This is a genomic window from Cupriavidus sp. KK10, assembly GCF_018223725.1.
Classification (GTDB): Bacteria; Pseudomonadota; Gammaproteobacteria; order Burkholderiales; family Burkholderiaceae; genus Cupriavidus; species Cupriavidus necator.
Genome location: NZ_CP073677.1, coordinates 3,654,908 through 3,674,729 on the forward strand (window position 1 = coordinate 3,654,908; position 19,822 = coordinate 3,674,729).

The 19,822-nt window shown below is 65.9% G+C and carries 18 protein-coding genes; 7 read left to right on the top strand and 11 right to left on the bottom strand.

Annotated elements, in window-relative coordinates; all coding sequences use genetic code 11:
• Positions 1–161: 161 nt before the first annotated feature.
• Positions 162–911, top strand: coding sequence for a carbonic anhydrase (locus KB879_RS17140; protein WP_211979472.1), 750 nt, complete (start codon positions 162–164; stop codon positions 909–911).
• A gap of 30 nt (positions 912–941) precedes the next feature.
• Here KB879_RS17140 and KB879_RS17145 read toward each other — a convergent pair whose 3' ends face one another.
• From KB879_RS17145 to czcI, 7 genes are all read right to left on the bottom strand, one after another.
• A complete protein-coding gene (locus KB879_RS17145) occupies positions 942–1,694 on the bottom strand; it encodes a sulfite exporter TauE/SafE family protein (RefSeq protein WP_013953972.1) in 753 nt (250 codons plus the stop codon).
• A gap of 13 nt (positions 1,695–1,707) precedes the next feature.
• Entirely contained in the window at positions 1,708–2,064 is a 357-nt protein-coding gene (locus tag KB879_RS17150; protein ID WP_211979473.1) for an antibiotic biosynthesis monooxygenase, read from the bottom strand.
• 26 nt (positions 2,065–2,090) lie between these two features.
• Positions 2,091–3,221 (bottom strand): cytochrome P450, encoded by a 1,131-nt coding sequence (locus tag KB879_RS17155; RefSeq protein WP_211979474.1) that lies wholly within the window; start codon positions 3,219–3,221, stop codon positions 2,091–2,093.
• A gap of 150 nt (positions 3,222–3,371) precedes the next feature.
• On the bottom strand, positions 3,372–6,548 hold the full coding sequence (locus KB879_RS17160) for a CusA/CzcA family heavy metal efflux RND transporter (protein ID WP_211979475.1): 3,177 nt from the start codon (positions 6,546–6,548) through the stop codon (positions 3,372–3,374).
• 12 nt (positions 6,549–6,560) lie between these two features.
• Entirely contained in the window at positions 6,561–7,829 is a 1,269-nt protein-coding gene (locus tag KB879_RS17165) for an efflux RND transporter periplasmic adaptor subunit (RefSeq protein WP_211979476.1), read from the bottom strand.
• Between the two features lie 16 nt (positions 7,830–7,845).
• Positions 7,846–9,114, bottom strand: a complete 1,269-nt coding sequence (locus tag KB879_RS17170) for a TolC family protein (RefSeq protein ID WP_013953977.1) — start codon at positions 9,112–9,114, stop codon at positions 7,846–7,848.
• A 94-nt stretch (positions 9,115–9,208) separates the two neighbouring features.
• A complete protein-coding gene (czcI, locus tag KB879_RS17175) occupies positions 9,209–9,574 on the bottom strand; it encodes a cation efflux protein, CzcI family (protein ID WP_211979477.1) in 366 nt (121 codons plus the stop codon).
• Between the two features lie 285 nt (positions 9,575–9,859).
• Here czcI and KB879_RS17180 point away from each other — a divergent pair, with 285 nt between their 5' ends.
• Entirely contained in the window at positions 9,860–10,204 is a 345-nt protein-coding gene (locus KB879_RS17180; RefSeq protein ID WP_013953979.1) for a hypothetical protein, read from the top strand.
• A gap of 52 nt (positions 10,205–10,256) precedes the next feature.
• On the opposite strand, the gene KB879_RS17185 is transcribed toward KB879_RS17180, so the two are convergent.
• From KB879_RS17185 to KB879_RS17200, 4 genes are read right to left on the bottom strand one after another with little or no spacing between them, the layout of a single operon-like run.
• The gene (locus KB879_RS17185; protein WP_013953980.1) at positions 10,257–10,463 is read right to left on the bottom strand and encodes a zf-HC2 domain-containing protein; all 207 of its coding nucleotides are present in this window, start codon (positions 10,461–10,463) and stop codon (positions 10,257–10,259) included.
• Positions 10,464–10,504: 41 nt separating this feature from the next.
• Positions 10,505–11,098, bottom strand: a complete 594-nt coding sequence (locus KB879_RS17190) for a sigma-70 family RNA polymerase sigma factor (protein ID WP_211979478.1) — start codon at positions 11,096–11,098, stop codon at positions 10,505–10,507.
• Between the two features lie 58 nt (positions 11,099–11,156).
• Positions 11,157–12,779, bottom strand: a complete 1,623-nt coding sequence (locus KB879_RS17195) for an ATP-binding protein (RefSeq protein ID WP_211979479.1) — start codon at positions 12,777–12,779, stop codon at positions 11,157–11,159.
• A gap of 51 nt (positions 12,780–12,830) precedes the next feature.
• Entirely contained in the window at positions 12,831–13,508 is a 678-nt protein-coding gene (locus tag KB879_RS17200) for an alpha/beta hydrolase (protein ID WP_013953983.1), read from the bottom strand.
• A gap of 460 nt (positions 13,509–13,968) precedes the next feature.
• Here KB879_RS17200 and KB879_RS17205 point away from each other — a divergent pair, with 460 nt between their 5' ends.
• The 5 genes from KB879_RS17205 (at position 13,969) to KB879_RS17225 (ending at position 19,796) form a co-directional block, all read left to right on the top strand.
• The gene (locus KB879_RS17205) at positions 13,969–15,033 is read left to right on the top strand and encodes an AraC family transcriptional regulator (protein ID WP_211979480.1); all 1,065 of its coding nucleotides are present in this window, start codon (positions 13,969–13,971) and stop codon (positions 15,031–15,033) included.
• Positions 15,034–15,338: 305 nt separating this feature from the next.
• The gene (locus KB879_RS17210; RefSeq protein WP_013953985.1) at positions 15,339–16,127 is read left to right on the top strand and encodes an SDR family oxidoreductase; all 789 of its coding nucleotides are present in this window, start codon (positions 15,339–15,341) and stop codon (positions 16,125–16,127) included.
• 80 nt (positions 16,128–16,207) lie between these two features.
• Positions 16,208–17,497 (top strand): styrene monooxygenase/indole monooxygenase family protein, encoded by a 1,290-nt coding sequence (locus KB879_RS17215; protein ID WP_211979481.1) that lies wholly within the window; start codon positions 16,208–16,210, stop codon positions 17,495–17,497.
• A 75-nt stretch (positions 17,498–17,572) separates the two neighbouring features.
• A complete protein-coding gene (locus KB879_RS17220) occupies positions 17,573–18,097 on the top strand; it encodes a flavin reductase family protein (protein WP_013953987.1) in 525 nt (174 codons plus the stop codon).
• Between the two features lie 100 nt (positions 18,098–18,197).
• The gene (locus KB879_RS17225; protein ID WP_211979482.1) at positions 18,198–19,796 is read left to right on the top strand and encodes an NAD(P)/FAD-dependent oxidoreductase; all 1,599 of its coding nucleotides are present in this window, start codon (positions 18,198–18,200) and stop codon (positions 19,794–19,796) included.
• Positions 19,797–19,822: the final 26 nt, after the last annotated feature.

Genomic DNA, 19,822 nt, shown 5'->3' on the forward strand with positions numbered 1-19,822 from the left:
TTAAATGCAGTGCAGACCGGAATTCAGCAATGCCTTATTCGCTGGACGGCAGTTTTGCTGCATGATTCCCGGCCGGGCAAAGACCCGGCACTCAAGACTGGGACAGCTTGATAACACCACGTCGGAAACCAAGGGGTTACCAACACTAGGACGCATCGACAATGAACATCAGGCTGCCGATTATCACCGTTTGCACCGCCTTGCTTGCACCTGCCGCGTGGGCCGGCAATGACCCGCACTGGAGCTATATCGGACCAACCGGTACCAGCCACTGGGCCAAGCTCGACCAGGACTACAAGACCTGTGCGCTGGGCAAGCACCAGTCGCCCATCGATATCCGCACCGGCAAGACCCAACCCGCGGACCTGAAGCCGATCGGCTTTGGCTACGCCGCGGCGCCCGCCACCGTGGTCAACAACGGCCACACCGTGCAGGTCAACCTGCCCGCCGCGGGGCAGATCGAACTCGACGGTGTGGCCTACAAGCTGCTGCAGTTCCACTTCCATACGCCCAGCGAAGAGAAGATCAACGGCAAGACCTATCCGCTGGTCGCGCACCTGGTGCACCAGAATGCAGAAGGCAAGCTGGCGGTGGTGGCGGTGCTGTTCAAGTCCGGGCGGGAGAATGCGGCGCTGAAACCCGTCTTCGCGAGCCTGCCGGCCAAGGCCGGGGAGTCGCGTGAACTGATGGCGCCGCTGGATGTGGCGGCGTTGCTGCCGGCCCGGCAGTCGTACTGGGCCTTCACCGGCTCGCTGACCACGCCACCGTGCAGCGAGGACGTGCGCTGGCAGGTGCTCAAGACGCCGGTGGAAGTGTCGCCTGCGCAGTTGGCCGCATTCCGCCAGCTTTATCCGATGAACGCCCGTCCGGTGCAGCCGCTGAACGGCCGCACGGTGCAGGCCAGCCACTGAGCGTGCAGGGCGGGGAGCATGGGGGCTTGATCACAGCCCTCGCAGCGCCAGTTCGCCGCCCAACACCAGCAGCCCGCAGAAGAACAGCTTGCGGAAGCGCTCGGCGCTGATCCGGTGGCGCAGCCACTGGCCCAGGAACATGCCGCCGAGCGCCGGCACCAGCGCCAGCGCCGAGGCGCCCAGCACCGGCAAATGCAGCAGCGACCCGCCCATGGCCAGGCTCACCGCCAGCGCAATGGTCGATACCGTGAACGACAGCCCGAGCGCCTGCACCAGGCTTTCCTTGTCCAGCCCGAGCCCCTGCAGGTAAGGCACGGCGGGAATCACGAACACACCGGTCACCGCCGTAATGCCACCCGTGACCAGCCCGATCAACGGCCCGAGCCACCGCTCCGCCCCCGCCGGCACCACCAGCTTCACCGCGGCCAGCCCGACCACCGCGTACAGCACCAGCGCCACACCCAAGGCCGAGGTCGCGTGCGTCATCATGCCGGCCGGCACCCATGCCGCACACAGCCAGGTGCCGGCACAGATCGCCACCAGCATCGGCCACAGCCGTTGCATCAGTTGCCCGAAGCGCGCGCCGCTGAACAACTGCACCACGTTGGTCACCATCGACGGCGCCACCAGCAGCGCCGCCGCCTGCGCGGGCGGCATCACCAGCCCTAGCATGCCCACCGCAACCGTGGGCAAGCCCAGGCCCACCACCCCTTTGACAAAGCCTGCCAGCAAGAACGTCAGCCCGATAAAGGCGGCTTGGGTGCCGATCGCTTCCATCGTCATCGCTGCGCCTCCTTCAGCCCGCCTTGTGGTCATGCACCGCGCGGCTGTCCGCCGGCGCCTGGTCGCGCTCATTCAGCCCGTAGTCGCGCAGCACCTGCGCCACGCGCAGCCGGTAGCCGGCAAACACGCCGCCGCGACCGGCCGCCTGCGCCTGGCGATGCGCCAGCGTATTGCGCCAGGCGATCACCGCGGCCTCGTCGCGGAAGAACGACAGCGACAGCAGCTTGTTGGGGTTGGTCAGGCTCTGGAAGCGCTCCACCGAGATAAAGCCGTCGATGGCTTCCAGCTGCGGGCGCAGGTGCGCGGCGATGTCGAGGTAGTTGTCCTGCCGGCCCGTTGCGGGCTCGACTTCGAAGATGACTGCGATCATGTTGTCTCCTGGGGCAATGGCGGGGATCAAAGGAAATGCGGAATGCGCGCGTTTAGCGACGGACGATAGCGGAACGCCTGCGCCAGCGCGGCCGGATCGGCACCACGCGCACGCAGCGCTGCCACCGTGGCAGCAGCCAGCGCCTGCGCCACGCGGTCACCGGGACAGGCATGGCGGCCGTGGCCGAAGGTCCATGGCCGCTCGCCGGCTGCGGCACCACTGCACGACGCCGCGGCCAGCAGCACCAGCACCGCATCGCCGGCCTTGACGGCGTGGCCGCACAGTTGCGCATCGGCGGCCAGGAAGCGGCGCGTATTCTGCACCGGCGGATCCTCCCGGGCGACCCGCGCCACCACGGCATCGAGCGGCAACTCTGACTGCGGCGTGTCGCGACCCAGCCGCAGCAGCGTATTCCCGGCCAGCGCCGCGGTGGCTTCGCAGGCCTGCACCAGCAGGCCGATGATGTTGGCGGCGACAGCCTGCGCGTCGATGCCGGCGGCATGCGCGGCTTGATGCAGCGCCGGAAGCGGGCCGTCGCCCGGCGTGGCACCGGCAAGCCACGCGCCCAGCCATTGCGCGGCGTCAGCACCGGCACGGACGGTGTGCACATCGGCCAGCTGCGACTGCGCGGCGGCGAAGGCCGCGACGCGTTGTGCGACCTCGGCCGCCTTGCCACCTTCGGCAATGGGCAAACCGAGCAGGTCGGCCACTGTCACCACAGGCAATGTGAAGAGCCAGCGGTTGACGCGCTCGCCAGACGTACCGGCGGCAGCGCCAGCATCGATCATCGTTGCCATCGCCGCCGCGCGCCGCGCTGTGGCGGCCGCGTCAAGGCCCGCCAGCATCGGCATCAGGATCTGCTTCAGTGGTGCGTGGGCAGCGCCGTCGTTCATCCGGATCAGGCGGCCGAACAGGTCACCGGCTGCGGTTCCGGCCAGCGCGGGCGGTACTGGCTGCGCCGGCGGGCGTACGCGGCAGTCAGGATGGGCCAGCACTGCCGCCACTTCACGCGGGCCGGCGGCGACCCACAGGCCGAGACGGTCATCGCGGTAGAACGGCTGGCGGGTGGCCAGCTCCCGGTAGTACGGGTAGGGGTCGGGATCGGTGACGGCGCGAAGCGGGTCGATCCCGGTATCGGGCAGGGTGGCTGTCTGCATGGCGGCACGTTGGGGACTGGATGTGCTGCCAGTTTGCCGCGTGCGCGGGGGTGAACGCTTCATGGCGTCATGAAAGGTCGATTGCCTTTGCAAAAGCCACTGGGTTCCCGCCTTCGCGGAAACCCAGTGGCTTCAACGTGGCTTCGCAGCTTACGTTTCCACCCGCGCAAACTCCCCCTCCCCCTGCGCCGCGTCCGCCACCGCCTCGTCGTTCCGGTGCGCCAGCTGGTACAGCACCGGCAACACCAGCAAGGTCAGCGCCGTCGACGACAGGATGCCGCCGATGACGACTGTCGCCAGCGGGCGCTGCACTTCGGCACCCGTGCCCGTTGCCAAGGCCATCGGCACGAAGCCAAGCGAGGCAACCAGCGCCGTCATCAGCACCGGCCTCAGCCGCGTCAATGCCCCATCGCGGATCGCCGCATCCAGCCCATGGCCATCCTCGCGCAGCGAGCGGATAAACGACAGCATCACCAGCCCGTTGAGCACCGCCACGCCGCACAAGGCGATAAAGCCCACCGCCGCCGAGATCGACAGCGGAATGCCGCGCAGCCATAGCGCCAGGATGCCGCCGGTCAGCGCGAACGGGATGCCGGTGAAGACCAGCAGCCCGTCCTTGACGTTGCCGAACATGGCGAACAGCAGCACGAACACCATGCCCAGCGCCAGCGGCACTACTATGCGCAGCCGCGCGGTGGCCGACTGCAGCTGCTCGAAGGTGCCGCCCCAGCTGGTCCAGTAGCCCGCCGGGATCTGCACGCGCGCGCGGATGGCAGCCTCGGCCTCGGGCACGAAGCTGCCGATATCGCGCCCGCGCACATTGGCGCTGACCACGATGCGGCGCTTGCCGTTCTCGCGCGAGACCTGGTTGGGGCCCGGCGCGATCTCCACGCTGGCGACTTCGCTCAGGGGGATATAGCTGGTGCGCGCCGCTGCCTCCTTCGGCAACGGCACCGGCAGGCGCCGCAGCGCTTCCACGTCCTCGCGCACGGCATCGGGCAGGCGCACCACGATGTCGAAGCGCCGGTCGCCGCTGAAGAAGGTGCCCGACACCTTGCCACCGATGCCGATCGCCACCGCATCCTGGATATCGCTCAGGTTCAGGCCGTAGCGCGCCGCCTTGTTGCGGTCGATCTGCACCGTCAGCATCGGCAGGCCGGTGGTCTGTTCGACCTTCACCTCGGCCGCGCCGGGGATGCCCTGCAGCACTGCCGCGATGCGATTGGCGGTCTGCTCCAGCACGGCGTTGTCGTCGCCGAACACCTTGACCGCCACGTCGGAGCGCACGCCCGAGATCAGCTCATTGAAGCGCAGCTGGATCGGTTGCGAGAACTCATAATTGTTGCCCGGCAGCTTGCCCACCTCATCGCGGATCGCGGCGATCAGCTCGTCGCGCGTGCGGCGGGGCTCGGGCCATTGCGACACAGGCTTGAGCATGATGTAGCCGTCGGAGATATTCGGCGGCATCGGGTCGGAGGCGATCTCCGCGGTGCCGGTGCGCGCAAAGATGCGCTCGATCTCCGGGAATTTGGCCTTCAGCGCGGTTTCCACCTGCTGCTGCATCGCCACCGATTGCGTCAGGCTGGTGCCGGGGATGCGCAAGGCCTGGATCGCCAGGTCGCCCTCGTTCAGGCTGGGCACGAACTCACTGCCCAGGCGCGTGCCGATGGCCAGACACAATGCCACCGCCACGCCGGCAAACGTCAGCACCACCGGCGTCGCGGCCAGCGAGCGCTCCAGCAGCACCGCGTAGCGGCGGCGCGCCCAGGCCATCAACCGGTTCTCGCGCTCGGCCACGCGGTTCCCGATGAACAGCGCCACCGCCGCCGGCACGAAGGTCACCGACAGCACCATCGCGCCCAGCAGCGCCAGCACCACGGTGAAGGCCATCGGGTGGAACATCTTGCCCTCCACCCCGGTCAGCGCAAAGATCGGCAGGTACACCACCATGATGATCAGCTGCCCGTACAACAGCGGCCGGCGCGCCTCGCGCGCCGCGGCAAAGACTTCATGCAGGCGTTCGCCGCGCGTGAGGGGCCGGCCGTGGCGCTCCTGCGCATGCGCCAGCCGGCGCACGCAGTTCTCGACGATCACCACGGCACCGTCGACAATGATGCCGAAGTCCAGCGCCCCCAGGCTCATCAGGTTGGCACTGATGCGGTATTGCACCATGCCCGTGAAGGTGAACAGCATCGACAGCGGGATCACCAGCGCGGTGATCAGCGCCGCGCGCAGGTTGCCCAGGAACAGGAACAGGATGGCGATCACCAGCACCGCACCTTCCAGCAGGTTTTTCTTGACCGTGGCAATGGCCTTGTCGACCAGCGTGGTACGGTCGTACACCGTGACGGCCTGCACGCCCTTGGGCAGGGTACGGTTGATCTCGGCCATCTTGCGGTCCGCCGCCTGCGACACCGTGCGGCTGTTCTCGCCGATCAGCATGAACACGGTGCCCAGCACCACCTCGCGGCCGTTCTCGGTGGCCGCGCCGGTGCGCAGCTCGCCGCCGGTCTGCACGGTGGCCACGTCGCGCACGCGGATCGGCTGGCCCTGCGCGGTGCCGACGATCACGTCGCGGATATCGTCGAGCGAGCGCACCTGCCCCGGCACGCGCACCAGGTACTGCTCGCCGCGGCGCTCGATATAGCCGGCGCCGACGTTGTCGTTGTTCTTCTCCAGCGCGCTCACCACGTCGGCCAGCGACAACCCGTACGACGCCATGCGCTCCAGGCTGGGCGCAACCACATAGGCGCGCGCATGGCCGCCGATGGCATTGACCTCGGTCACGCCGGGCACGTTGCGCAGCTGCGGGCGGATCACCCAGTCCTGGATCTCGCGCAGGTCCGACAGCGTATACGGCGTGCCGTCCGGCTTGCGCGCGCCGGGGTCGGCCTCGACCGTCCACAGGTAGATTTCGCCCAGCCCGGTCGAGATCGGGCCCATCGCGGGCGTGATGCCGGCGGGCAGCTTGTCGCGCGCTTCCTGGATGCGCTGGTTGACCAGCTGGCGCGCAAAGTGGATATCGGTGCCGTCGCGGAAGATCACCGTCACCTGCGACAGCCCGTAGCGCGACAGCGAGCGGGTCTGCTCCAGCCCGGGCAGGCCCGCCATCACGGTCTCGACCGGATAGGTGATGCGCTGCTCGGTCTCCAGCGGCGAATAGCCGTGCGCTGCGGTGTTGATCTGCACCTGCACGTTGGTGATATCGGGCACCGCGTCGATCGGCAGCCGGGTGTAGCTGTACAGGCCCAGCGCGGCCATGCCCAGCACCGCCAGCAGGACCAGCCAGCGTTGCTCGATGGCAAAGCGGATCAGGCGTTCAAACATGCGTGCCTCCGCTCAGTGCTCATGCCCGGCGCTGGCTTTGCCCAGCTCGGACTTGAGGATGAAGCTGTTGGCCGCGGCGTAGCGCGCGCCGGCCTGCAGGCCCTCGGTCACCTCCACCAGCTTGCCACCAGCGCGCCCGGTCTTGACCGGCTGCACCGCAAACCCGCCCGGCACGGCGATGAACACCACGCTCTTGCCGTCGACCTGCTGCACCGCGTCGGCCGCCACCGTCACCGGCACCTGCGCCGGCGCGCCCAGCACGCTGACCGTGACGAACAGCCCCGGGCGCCACGCCATGCCGGGATTGGCCAGCGTCACGCGCGCCTTGGCCGTGCGCGTCTGCTCGCCCAGCAGCGCGCCGACGTAGGACACCTTGCCCTCGGCCTGCGTGTCCGAGGCGCTCGAGCGCACCGTGACCGCTTCGCCCACACGCACCTGGTCTAGGTCGCGCGCGGACACCACGAACTCCGCCCACACCGAACTCAGGTCGGAGACGGTGAAGACGCTGGTGGCTTCCTGGACCGCTTCGCCCAGCGCCAGGTGCTTCTCGACCACGATGCCATCGAACGGGGCACGCAGCGCAAACTGGTTCAGGCTGCCGCCCTTGCCCGCGCTCTTCTCCGTGGCGCCAATCGCGGTCAGCTTCTGGCGCGCGTTCTGGACCGCGATCTGCGCTTCCTCAAGCGCCGTGCGGGCCTGCTGGTAATCCTGCTCGGCAGAGATCTTCTCCTGCCACAGCGTCTTCTCGCGCGCGTAGGTGGCACGCGCCAGCGCCTCGCGCTTCTGCGCCGCCAGCAGCTCGCTGCGCTGCTCGGCCAGCGTCGTGCTGGCGAGCAGCGCCAGCACTTCGCCCTTGCGTACCTGCTGGCCAAGGTTGACCGGCACCGCCTGCGCAACGCCCGCCACGCGCGGCACCACGTGCGCGGTGCGGTCTTCATTGAAGCGGATCTCGCCGGGGAAATCGACGCTGCTGCGCAGCGGCGCCGCGGCGGCGGTGGCGATGCCGATGCCGGCCTGCTGGATCTGCGCGGGCGTCAGCGCGATCAGGTGCGGCTTGCCTTCGGCTTCCGGCTTCGCCGCGGGAGCGCTGGCGTCAGCGTGCGCGGCCGCATTGTCTCCTTCCTTGCCATGTTCGTGCTCGTCGCCATGCTCGGCTTGCCCGTGCCCGGCCTCGCCGGTGGCGCTGCCGCCCTTGCCGGTGAACAGGATCGCCGCGCCGCCCAGCAGCCCCGCGACCAGGATGGCCACCACGGCGGCCCGTTGTTGCTTGCTCATTGCCATGTCTTCGGCGTCCGTATCAGTGTCCGAGGATGCGGTCGATGCTGGCCGCCGCGTCATAGGTGCGGGCCAGCACGTCCAGGTAGCGGATGCGCGCCTGGAACAGCGTGCGCTGGGCATCCAGCACATCGAGGAAATTGAATTTGCCGGCCTCGAACCCGCGCGAGGCGGCGGCATAGGCCTGCTCCGCCGCGGGCAGCACCGAGGCCTGCAGCGTCTGCGCCGCGGCGCGCGATACCGACAGCTGCGTCGACGCCTGCTGCAGCTCACCCACCAGGCGGATGCGCGTGGCCGCGTGCGTGTCCTGCGCCTTGTCGGCCCGGCGCAATGCGGCGTAGAGGTTGCCCTGGTTGCGGTCAAACAGCGGCAGCGGGATCGCCACGCCCAGCACGGCCATATTGCGGTTGGCCTCGTTGTCGCGCTTGGCGCCCAGGCTCACGGTCACGTCGGGATACTGGCGGCTGCGCGCCACGGCGACTTCGGCGCGGCTGCGCTCGGCCACGAGGCGGCTTGCCGCCAGTTGAGGCGAGTCTTCCAGCGCCGCTTGCAGCGCTGCCGGCGCGGGGCGCGAGGGCAGTGCGTCAAGGTCGCCCTGCGCCTGCGCAAAGTGCGGCAAGGCGTTGCCCCACAGCGTGGCCAGCGACTGACGTGCGGATTGCAGCGCGCCGGTAGCCTCGGCCAGTTCCAGCTCGGCATTGGCCTGTTCGACCCTGGCGCGCGTTTCTTCCAGGGGCGCGACCTTGCCGGCGGCCACGCGCCGCCCGGCCGCCGCGGCCGCCTTGCTGGCGATGCCGACCGAGCCTTCGGCCAGCTTGACGCGTTCCTGCGCCACCAGCACGCCAAAGAAGCGTGCGATCACCGCGGCGCGCAGCTCGGCGCGTGCGCCGCCCAGCTCGGCCTGCGCCAGTTCGCGCCCGCGCTCGGCCACACCGATGCGCGCGGCGCGCTTGCCGCCGAGTTCGATCGGCAGGTTGATCTGGCCGGTGGTGGAGCGCGTGGCCTTGCGCGTGTCTTCCATCGACACGGCCAGTTCGGGATTGGGCAGCACGCGCGCCTGCGTGACATCGCCCTCGGTGGCGTCAAGCTCCTTGCCCGCCGCGGACAACGCGAAGCTGCCGGCTTCGGCCAGCGCCAGCGCGGCGTCGAGGCTCAGCGTGCCGGCAGGCTCTTGGCCCGAGGCCGGCAAGGATGCCGATGGCTGCGCCATGGCAGGGGGCGGCGTCTGCGCGACGCCATGTGGGCTGAATAGAACGGCCGCCAGCCCAAGCGGCAGCAAAAGTCTTCGCATCGAATTGCACCAGGAAAGAAACCGGGAGAATTCGGCGAGACGCCTGACGTCAGGAAATCAGGAAGACCATGAAATGGAAGCGTCGTCTCGCCGGTTAAGCGAGACGCGGCCACTGCGGACGGTCGGGCGCCCGCGCACTGTGCGAAGAGAAGCTGGGCTGCGGCGCCGGTGGCGCCAGTTCCACCCGGCGCATGGCGTGCACGTCGGGCGCGTCGGCCCGTGCAAACGGCAGCGAAGCGATATGGCAGACGCCGCAGTCGGGATCGGGCAGGCCGAGCTTGGCCTTGTCCTGCGCGGGCTGGTCCTGCTTGCCGCTGTCGGCCTTGTGCTGGTGCTCATGGTGCCCGAAATGGGCCTTGGCCGGAGCCGCCACCTCATGTCGGCAATACGCGGCGGCTCCCGCCCAGGCGAACTGGAGCGGCAGGACGAGCGCAAGAAGGATGAGGATGAGCCGTTGCATAAGGGAAGTGGCAGCTGCCCTGGCCGCCTGGCATCAGGCGACGGGGGATTGCAGCGAGCCGCAAGTTTAACCGAGCCGCGCCGGGCATTCCGGCGACGGGGACATTACATTTGCGTCATGCCACGGGCCGCTTCCGCCCTCGGCCGTAAATTCATTTTTTTTGAATAACTTGTCCGGCAACTGGCCTGTTTCCGTATCGATGGCGCTTCTATAGTTCTGTACATGAACGGCACGCACACAACGCAAAGCCTTCTGACAAATTCAACGAGCTTAAGGAGAACCATCATGACCAAGACCACCCGCCTCGCTACCGCCCTGCTCCTGTCGCTGGCTGCCCTGGGCGCCGCGCAAGCCGCCACCGTCGCCGAGCAGCTGCCCGGCGACAAGTACGGCTACAGCTTCCGCAGCACCGTGCCCGGCGACAAGTATGGTTATGAGTTCCGCAGCCACGATGTGTTCACGGAAGGCGCCCGCGTGGGCAAGGCCGATCCGTTTGTCGACGGCGCCCGCACGGTGGCCGGGCTGGAGCGCAGCGGCGTGTCGGCATCGCCGTCGCGCAGCTTCGACACCTTTACCGAAGGCAGCCGCGCTGGCCGCTTCGACCCCTACGGCGAAGGCGCTCGCGCCTGAGCGATATCGGCACCCAGCCAGCAAGAAGGCCAGCGGATCCGCTGGCCTTCTGTCATTCGTCGCGCCCCAGCCTGTGCATGGCCTCGCGCAGGGTCCGCATTTGGGCGCTGAAGCTGGTGCAGGCGTCACAGATCGCCAGGTGGGCGCGCATGCGCAGCCGCTCGCCCCATGACAGCGGCCGGTCCAGGCCCTTCATGGTGAGGTGATGCACCTCTTCACAGTTCGGCAGCAGGCGGCGGGAGGGGCGGGAATCTGGCATGTAGGTCAGTGACTTATCCGTTGCATGGGCGGGGGCCGGGCTCAACCGGCCTTGCCGGGCCGGCCGCGCTGGCCGAACCAGTGCAGTTCCAGGCATTCGCGCAGGCGCATGCGGGCGCGGTACAGCATCGCCCAGGCATTGGTCGCGCTGATCTGCAAATGCTGACAGATTTCTTCGGTGTCCAGCTCCAGCCACTCGCGCATCATGAAGATCCGGCCGGTGCGCTCCGGCAGGCGGTCCACGCAAAGCTGCAGGATCTCGAAGAACTCGCGGCGCTCAAAGGCGCGTTCCGGGTTGCCCCAGTCGGACGGCGGGTCCTGGTAGTGGCCGTTGCGCGTGAACAGCACATCGAAGGCATCGTCGTCGGATTGCGGCTGGCCTTCGGCATCGGTGGCCAGCGCCAGCCTGACCTCACGTTTGCCGCTGCGCAGGGTGTCGATGATCTTGTGCTTGAGGATGCCAACCAGGTAGGTGCGCAGCGTTGACTGGCCGGCGAAGCGCTCAGGGTGCTCCAGCGCCGCCAGCAGCGTTTCCGAGACGGCATCCTCGGCCACCGCCTCGTCCCGCAGCTGCAGGCGGGCAAAGCGCAGCAGGTAGGGGCGTATGGCCTGGAGTTCGGCGGGGTCGAGGCTCATCGGGGATCGGGGCGCGGTTGCCTGCACAGATGGCCCATGATACCCGCGCACCGGCGCCTTACCCTATCCCGCGGAACTGCCCGCACAGCCGGAACACGTCTTCCGACAGCGGGATCCCCTTGGCCTTGCCGTAGCGGGTTGCCAGCTTCAGCAGCTCCTTGATGTCGCGTCCGCTCGCCTTGGGGTAGGCGGCGGTCAGCGCATCGATCAGCGCGTCGCCCAGTTCCGCGCCGAACTGCCCGGCCTGCAGGCGCCACAGCCGCATGGCGTCTTGCTTGCACGGCGTTTCGTAATGGATGGTCGCGATGCAGCGCGACAGGATGGCATCGTCGACGTCGCCGATGCGGTTGGTGGTCATGAACAGCAGGCCGTTGAAGTACTCCAGCGTGCGCAGGAATTCCGCGACGATGGCGTTGTGCTCCAGGTCGTTGTCGCGGCAGCGGATATAGACGTCGGCCTCGTCCAGCAGCAGGATCGCGTTCCAGCGCATGGCCCGGCGCAGGATCGTCATCAGCGTGGCACCGACCGACGCGGCAGTGGTGCCCAGCTGCCCGGAATGCACGCGGTACAGCGGCTTGCCCACCACCTCGGCGTAGATCTCCGCGGTCAGCGTCTTGCCCAGGCCTGGGGCGCCCTGGCACAGGATGGTGGTACCGCCGGACTTGCCGGGCACGAAGTCCGGCACCAGCATGTCCATGTGCGAGGTCAGGATATCGATCAGGTCGCGGTGATGCGCGGGCAGGACCAGCTTGTCGCGCAGGGCCGGCTGGTAGCGATACTCGGTCAGGTGCTGCACATGCACCCAGATGTTGCGATGCCACTCCAGGTGGAACAGGTGCACGTAGCCATGCAGCGGCACGCGCTCAAAGCCCTCCATGACCCCGGCATCGCGCCAGAACGCCGGGTCGCAGGTCATCTCGAAGCGGCGCTCCAGCCGTTCCTCATCATTCACGCAGCGCGCGCCCGCGGTGTCGGCAATCGGCGTCAGCTCGGCGGGTCCCTTGGCATCGAGCGAGAACGCCGCGCGGGTGGCGACAAACTGCGCGCCGAAGCGGCGCTGGTAGCGCACGAAGCGCTGCGCATGCTGCTCGTATTCGTGCCGGAATTCCGCGCACTCCTTGTAGAAGCCGAACTCGGCCAGCAACTCCGGGATGGTGCGGTTAGCGATGTCGTCGCGGGTGATCACCATCGACGTGGTCATGCCGGAGCGGCGTAGGTGGTGGTCAGTCAGCGTGGAGTTGGCCGACTGCATGGTGTTGGCCAGCATGTCCACCACCACATAAGGCATGCCCTGCTCGGGCGACACATAGCGCATCCGGCGCACCAGCCAGGGCAGCAGCACGCCGTCGCGGCTGCGCTGGTACAGCCAGCCATCGATGGCATCGCGCGACAGGTAGGCGGCCAGCCCCGCCACCAGCTGGTCCAGCCCCGGAATCACGCGCGCCTGCGGCGCGTTGTAGACATTGTCCAGCGCCAGCATCTGGAACATCAGCGCGCGCTCGTTTTGCGTCTTGCTCAGCGTGTAGAGCGAGCTCAGCGACTGCGCATCGAATAGCTTGCTCGACACCAGCATATTGCCGTGGCAGACGCCGTGCTCCTGCAACTGCCGCGCCAACCGTGACCCGGTTTCGATCATCGCCAGCAGGGGGTGGATCAGCGCCTCTGGAATCTCGAAATCCATGTACCGCACTCCCGTTGAATGGCGTGGCCGCGCCGGCCAGCGGCCGGGGTTTCACTGCAGGAAGAAATCGATCGCGCGCTCGACCACGGGCGGATGGATGACATGCAGGCCATCGAACTCGACGTACTGCACGTCGTAGCCCGCGGCCTTCAGCCTGGCCGCATGGGCGCGGCCGCTGGTGACAACCGGCAGTTGCTCGTCAGCCAGCCCGTGCGCGACAAACACCCTGGGAGCGCCCTCCTGCATGAACACCGACATGAAGCCGCCGGAGAACGCAATCACATGGCTGGCAATGTCGCCGTTGGTGATGCCGATCGACAGCGCGTAGCTGGCCCCGTCCGAGAAGCCCGCAAAGGCCAGCCGGCCCGCGTCGACCCGGTAACGCGATGTCACCGCGATCAGCGCCTGGCGCAGCCGCTCCAGGTCGGGGCCGTTGCCGCCGATCACGATGTCCCAGGTCGGGTAGAGCGAATGCGGCGCCAGCACCAGGAACTTGTGGCGCCGCGCATGCGGCTCGATATGCGGCAGCACCTTTTCCGGAAACCCGCCCGCGCCGTGGAACATCACCAGCAGCGGCACCGGCCCGCTCTCCGGCAGGCCGTCCGGAACGAACAGCACGGCATCGCGCTCCGGGGCCACGCCCAGCGGGTTACGCCCGGGTGGCAGCGGGCCGTCGACGGGATCCGCGTAGGTGAATGACAGGCGACCGAACAGCGAGGGATCAAGCATGGCGGCAGGAGGCGTTATGCACACTTAATATATTGTATATCACATATCTAAGTATAGACCATGAACCCGGAGACCGACGGCGGCCTCCCTCCTCCGCAAGCAAACCTGCACCAGTCCTATTCCTGGTTCTCCAGCAGCGAGAAATACCGCCCGCGCAGGATGCCCTGCATCAGGTCCGCCAGCGGCATCTGCCCCCTGCGCCTCCCGTCGAGGCGCCGACCGGATTACCCGCGTCGGCTCGAAGCGCATATTTCCATAATCATATTTTTATGCCTAAACTATATGGACAAGAAGGAGCGTGGCGACGATCGCGCAGAGATTCCCTGGCGGTCGGCCAACAGGGCAGCCCGGCCGCCTTCTTGGCGCGCGCAGGAAGTTTAGGTATAAAGTAACTGATTGCGCGGGCTTCCTGCGCTTCGCAGGCGAGCCAGGCACGCTGCAATCCTGCAGGAGTGAGACGATGCAGACCGCCCCCCAGTCACCCGCCGACATCCCGTCTTCTCCGGCGCGTGACCACAACTGCGCGCCGCAAGGCATGCTGGCGAACTACCCCTCATTCCGCTCCGAGGATGTGAAGGAGGCCCAGGGCAAGATCGCTTCGGTATTTTGCCCGCATGAACTGCGAGTGATCGGTGCACTGCAGCAATTGCATGTCCAGCACAACCTGGTACGACTGCATGAGACCGCACTCAACTTCCTTGCCTATGGCGCCCATGTAGAGATCGACCCTGGCTGCCTAGAGCACTTCTATCTCGCCCAGATCCCGGTTGCGGGCCATGCCGAAATCAAGTGTGGCTCGCAGGAGATACTTTCCGACGTCCGCACCGCCAGCTTGCTGAGTCCAGACACCCCAACCCGAATGCACTGGCATGAGGATTGTGCGCAAGTCTTGCTCTGGATTCAGAAGGAAGCCATCGAGCAACGTTTCGCATTGCTGACCGGGCGCGATCCCAGCGGGCCCCTTTCATTCGATCCGGGGCTGCCCCAGCACGCATGGAGCCAGTCCGTACTCGACCTTACCAGGAATATCGACCAGCACGGCACCAACTGGCTCCAGTTCCCGGCCGCGGTGGCGTCGATGGAGGACTACCTGCTGCGGACGCTGCTGCTGCTTCAACCGCACACCCACACCTATCTCCTTGCGCGCAGCGCCGAGCCCGCCAGGCCACGTCATATGCAGCGGGTGATAGATTATGTCCGCGCGAATGCCGACACACCGCTGACCGTCGCCGACCTGGCGCAAGTCGCCTGCGTGAGTATCCGGGCGCTGGAAGAAGGCTTTCGCCGCCATCTCAATACGACGCCGTTAGCCTATCTGCGGGATGCGAGACTGGACTGCGTCCGACAAGCGTTGATTGCTGCCGCCGGAGCGGAGCAGGCCTCCATCACGGATCTTGCATATCGCTTTGGCTTTACACATCTCGGCCGGTTTGCGGCCTATTACAAGAAGCGCTTCGGCGTTTCTCCGTCGGCGACCCTGCGCAGGGGTGCAGCGGAGCGCCATGTCAGCGATGCCGGGCGTTGATAATCAGCGGGCTCTTTAGACCTCGCAATACCCCTGCGGCATCGACCCGTTTCACTGACTTGCAGTCATTGATACAACAACGCCAGGCCGCGCTCGCGCGTGAACGGATACCTGCACGCCCGGCCATCCGGCAAGGCTGCCGCCCCACCTTTTCCTGACTCCACCGCCTCCTTTTCCCGGTCCGCCAGCGACGGCTCGTTATCTGGATATTGGCCGGCGGATTGTGGATAGCAGCGTCATCACCGCTACACCAAACTACGTTGCACATGGCTACATGCGAGCCAATACAACAAGTGGAGACGGACATGCAAGGAATCGAAGGCAAGACGGCGATTGTCACCGGTGGCGCGACCATGATTGGCGAGGCCGTGGTATCGGCCCTGGTCTCGGCTGGCGCCAACGTCGTTGTCGTCGACATCGACCAGCAAGGCGGCCGCAATGTTGCCGAGCGGCATCCGGAGCGCTGCCGCTATGTGGCCGTGGACGTGACCAGCGATGCCGACATCGCTGCCTGCATCGCCGACACCATGGAGACCTTCCGCGGCATCGACCTGCTCGTCAACTGCGCCTGCACCTACGTGGATAACGGTGCCGATTCCACACGCGAGCAGTGGCTGGAGTCCTACAACGTCAATGTAGTCGGCGCGGCGATGATGCTGAAGGCGTGCGTGCCGGAGATGAAAAAGCGCGGCGGCGGAGCGGTCGTCAACTTTGCCTCGATCTCCGCGGGCGTGGCGCAGTCGGGGCGCTGGCTGTACCCGATTACCAAGGCAGCGATGCAGCAATTCACACGTAGCGCCGCATTGGATCTAGCCCCGGACAACATTCGAGTCAACTCCGTCTCGCCGGGCTGGACGTGGTCCTCCGTCATCAGCGCGCTGAGCGGCGGCGACAAGGCGAAAGCCGACGGTATCGCCGCAGATTTTCACCCACTCGGCCGGCTCGGCAAGCCAGAAGAAGTCGCGCAAGTGGTTCGCTTCCTCCTGTCAGATGCTTCCGCCTTTGTTACCGGCGCCGACTATGCATGTGACGGCGGATACGGCGCCCTCGGCCCCGAGGGTCGGCAAGCAGCCATCAACCGGCTGACGGCATAAACCGGCCGGTGATTCCGGGCGACCTCGGTTCGCCCGGCACGAAGTGAATTGCACACAAGACAATCCCACAGGAGAGACACATGATCCCCCATTCCATCGACAAGATCACGCCACGCAAGATTGCGATTGTTGGCGCGGGTCAGGCAGGACTATTGCTCGGGTGCGGCCTGCTGGATCAAGGCTATGAGGTCACGCTAGTGACAAACCGCACCGCTGACGAGGTATGGGGCGGCAAAGTGATGTCGTCCCAGTGCATCTTCGACCAAGCACTCCAGATCGAGCGCAATTTCCGGATGAATCAATGGGAAAGGCAGTGCCCCACGGTGGACGGCATCGGCCTGACCATCCCCACCGACGACGGCAAGGGCGAAGTTGCCATCCACTGGCGCGCCCGCCTGAATTCCTACGCCCAGTCTGTTGATCAACGTGTAAAGATGCCAGGCTGGATGGCGGAGTTCGAAAGCCGTGGCGGCATTCTACGTATCGAAAATGTCGAGATTCCCCAGCTTGAAGCCTTGGTCGAATCTCATGATCTTGTTCTCCTGGCCGGTGGCAAGGGAGAGATCGTCAATCTGCTGACACGCAATGATGCACGCTCGCCTGTTCGTCATCCCCAACGCCAGTTGGCACTTGCTTACGTGACGGGCATGCAGCGCAGTGGTCCGTTTGAGTGCGTCAACTTTAATCTGATTCCCGGCATCGGCGAGTACTTTGTCTTCCCGGCCCTCACCACCCAGGGCAGTTGCGAAACGCAAGCCTGCGACATCATGGTCTTCGAAGCCATTCCTGGCGGCCCGATGGACCGCTGGGCAGACATCAAGTCCGCCGACCAGCATCTGGATGTCTGCCTGGGCATCCTGCGCGACTACCTGCCGTGGGAAAGCGAGCGCTGTGCCAATGTACGACTCACCGATGCCAATGGGATCCTGAGCGGACGCGTCACCCCGACCGTGCGCAACCCTACTCTTTCCCTGCCTTCCGGCCGGCATGTAATGGGGCTCGGCGACGCGGTCATGGTCAACGATCCGATCACCGGCCAGGGCTCGAACAACGCCACCAAGGGCGCTCTGCACTATTTCGAGGCCATCCTGCGCCATGGGGACAAGCCCTTCGATAAGGCATGGATGCAGCAGACCTTCGACGGCCTTTACGAAGGCTATGCCGAACCGGTCATCCGTTGGACAAATTCCCTGCTTTTCCCGCCGCCAGACCACATCGTCAAACTGCTGGCCACAGCGCAGCACGCGCCGCGCATCGCCCAGCGCATCGCCAACGGATTCAACGATCCGCGCGACTATGGCAGCTACTGGTTCAACGAGGAAGCCACCGAGGCCTGGATCGCTGAAGAGTCGCAGTCCAAGGCCGCCTGAGGCAAAAAGATCACCCACACGAAAGCAAGCAGCCTGCTCACCGTGCAACGGTTGAGCAGGCGACAGGAGACAGCCATGACCGACGCTCGCGAATTTCGGAATGCCCTCGGCCGCTTTGCCACGGGCGTAACCATCGTCACAACGCGCACCCCCGACGGAGAACCCTGGGGCGTGACCGTGAATAGTTTCAGCTCGGTATCGCTGGAGCCTCGCCTGGTGCTGTGGAGCCTCGCCAAGAAGTCCTACAGCCTCGAGGCATTCCAGAAGACCGGGAGTTTCGTGATCCACGTCCTGGCAGCCGACCAGGAACATGTCTCCAACCGCTTCGCACGAGGCGCGGAAGGCAAGTTTTCGGGCGTCCCCTGCACGGATGGCATCGATGGCTCGCCTGTCCTGTCAGGTTGCGCAGCGGTATTCCAATGCCGAAACACGCATCAGTATGACGGCGGCGATCACATCATCTTCCTGGGCGAGGTCCGGCACTTTGACACATCGGATCGGGAATCCCTGCTCTTCTACAAGGGAAACTACGCGCGTACCGCTAACGCTCTTACGGAGCTGTCAGAGCTGATCCGCACCGAATACGTCGCCGCGACCTGATTCCGGTACCGCACGCGGCAATTCGTCTAAAGGAAGCTGGCCAACGCCGCGACCGAACGTATTTGCCCGCCTCTCTTATCCTTGCCCCCGGGATAATCCAATGAGTACGTATGACGCCGTCATTGTCGGCAGTGGTATCAATTCGCTCGTCTGCGCTGCCGTCCTAGCCAGACGCGGCAAGCGTGTCTGCGTGCTGGAACGCAATAGCACGCTGGGCGGATGCATTCGCACGGAGGCCCTGAATGCACCGGGCTATCTCCACGACACGTTGTCCACGGCACATCCGCTGTTTGTCACGTCGCCAGGCTACGCGGAGCTGAAGGATGAACTTCATCAGGCAGGGCTCAGCTACCGCAATAACAGTACACCCACTGGCGTACTGTTACCCGATAACCGTTCGCTGGTTCTGAGCACGTCCCGTGAGCGCAATGTCAGCACATTCAATACGCTGGCAAGCGGCGACGGTGATGCCTTTCAGGCCGCCATGCAAGAGGTCGAGCAAAACGCCGGCCTGGTGTTCTCGCTGCTTGGCAACGAACTGTGGAGTGCCGGTGTTGCAAAGACCGTGGCCGGCCGCCTGTGGAAACAAGGCGTGCATGACACCGTCGCCTTCTTTTCCCCTGCACTGATGAGTTGCCGCAGCTGGCTGGAGACCCGGGTCAAATCCGACCTGGTCCAGGCGCTGCTCGCGCCGTGGGTACTGCATACAGGCCTTGGCCCGGAAAGCGCCATGTCTGCATTGATGGGAAAAGTCGTCGCCTTCACGCTGGAGGCGGTTGGCCTGCCTATCGTCCAAGGAGGCAATGCCCGTACCGTCGACGCCTTCCGCAGAATCATCGAGAGCAGGGGTGGTGCTTTCCACGTCAATTCCGACGTCGAGGACATCCTGGTCGAGGGCGGCTCGGCGCGCGGCGTTAGGACGCGGGACAACCGCGTTTTCATGGGCAAGGAGATCATCTGCAACGTCACGCCCGGCCAGCTTTACGGAAAGCTGCTGGCCGCCAAGCACGTTCCCCCTGGCCTACGTCAGCAGGCGGCCGAGTACCGCTACGGCAAGGGGAACATGCAGATCCATTTGGCGCTGTCCGCCCCTCCGGACTGGCCCCAAGAACATCTGCGCGACGTCATCTACCTGCACCTTACCTCGGGTCTGGACGGTGTCTCCAGGGCAGTCAGCGAAGCAGAGCGAGGCCTGCTTCCAGCCGAAGGCACGATTTGCGTTGCCCAGCCTTGCGCTGTTGACCCTTCCAGAAGCCCGGCCGGAGGCTGGGTGCTCTGGATTCAGGTTCCGGAGTGTCCGCGTCAAGTCAAAGGCGATGCGCTTGGAGAGATCGCTGTTCCCGCGGATGGTCGCTGGACCGCCGAACTCCGTGAGCGCTACGCCGACCGGATTATCGACCGCATTGCTCGCCAGGTTCCAAATCTCAAGGCGAGCGTCGTCGGGCGTACGGTCCTCTCCCCGGCGGATCTTGAGTCGATGAACGTCAACCTCGTCGGCGGTGATCCCTATTCCGGCGAATGCAGCATCGACCAGTTCATGTTCTGGCGTCCGGTCCCTGGCGTCAAGGATCACGCTACCCCGGTTAAACATCTGCACCACATCGGCGCCTCGACCCATCCAGGCCCCGGTCTTGGCGGTACCTCCGGTTACCACGTCGCAAACGCGCTCGCAAAGAAACGGGCGAAATCTAACTCATAAGTGAAGCAACCACAGGAGACAACAAC

Coding starts and splice junctions, on each gene's coding strand:
- KB879_RS17140 (WP_211979472.1), top strand. CDS start 162: ATGAACATCAGGCTGCCGATTATCACCGTTTGCACCGCCTTGCTTGCA.
- KB879_RS17145 (WP_013953972.1), bottom strand. CDS start 1,694: ATGACGATGGAAGCGATCGGCACCCAAGCCGCCTTTATCGGGCTGACG.
- KB879_RS17150 (WP_211979473.1), bottom strand. CDS start 2,064: ATGATCGCAGTCATCTTCGAAGTCGAGCCCGCAACGGGCCGGCAGGAC.
- KB879_RS17155 (WP_211979474.1), bottom strand. CDS start 3,221: ATGCAGACAGCCACCCTGCCCGATACCGGGATCGACCCGCTTCGCGCC.
- KB879_RS17160 (WP_211979475.1), bottom strand. CDS start 6,548: ATGTTTGAACGCCTGATCCGCTTTGCCATCGAGCAACGCTGGCTGGTC.
- KB879_RS17165 (WP_211979476.1), bottom strand. CDS start 7,829: ATGGCAATGAGCAAGCAACAACGGGCCGCCGTGGTGGCCATCCTGGTC.
- KB879_RS17170 (WP_013953977.1), bottom strand. CDS start 9,114: ATGCGAAGACTTTTGCTGCCGCTTGGGCTGGCGGCCGTTCTATTCAGC.
- czcI (WP_211979477.1), bottom strand. CDS start 9,574: ATGCAACGGCTCATCCTCATCCTTCTTGCGCTCGTCCTGCCGCTCCAG.
- KB879_RS17180 (WP_013953979.1), top strand. CDS start 9,860: ATGACCAAGACCACCCGCCTCGCTACCGCCCTGCTCCTGTCGCTGGCT.
- KB879_RS17185 (WP_013953980.1), bottom strand. CDS start 10,463: ATGCCAGATTCCCGCCCCTCCCGCCGCCTGCTGCCGAACTGTGAAGAG.
- KB879_RS17190 (WP_211979478.1), bottom strand. CDS start 11,098: ATGAGCCTCGACCCCGCCGAACTCCAGGCCATACGCCCCTACCTGCTG.
- KB879_RS17195 (WP_211979479.1), bottom strand. CDS start 12,779: ATGGATTTCGAGATTCCAGAGGCGCTGATCCACCCCCTGCTGGCGATG.
- KB879_RS17200 (WP_013953983.1), bottom strand. CDS start 13,508: ATGCTTGATCCCTCGCTGTTCGGTCGCCTGTCATTCACCTACGCGGAT.
- KB879_RS17205 (WP_211979480.1), top strand. CDS start 13,969: ATGCAGACCGCCCCCCAGTCACCCGCCGACATCCCGTCTTCTCCGGCG.
- KB879_RS17210 (WP_013953985.1), top strand. CDS start 15,339: ATGCAAGGAATCGAAGGCAAGACGGCGATTGTCACCGGTGGCGCGACC.
- KB879_RS17215 (WP_211979481.1), top strand. CDS start 16,208: ATGATCCCCCATTCCATCGACAAGATCACGCCACGCAAGATTGCGATT.
- KB879_RS17220 (WP_013953987.1), top strand. CDS start 17,573: ATGACCGACGCTCGCGAATTTCGGAATGCCCTCGGCCGCTTTGCCACG.
- KB879_RS17225 (WP_211979482.1), top strand. CDS start 18,198: ATGAGTACGTATGACGCCGTCATTGTCGGCAGTGGTATCAATTCGCTC.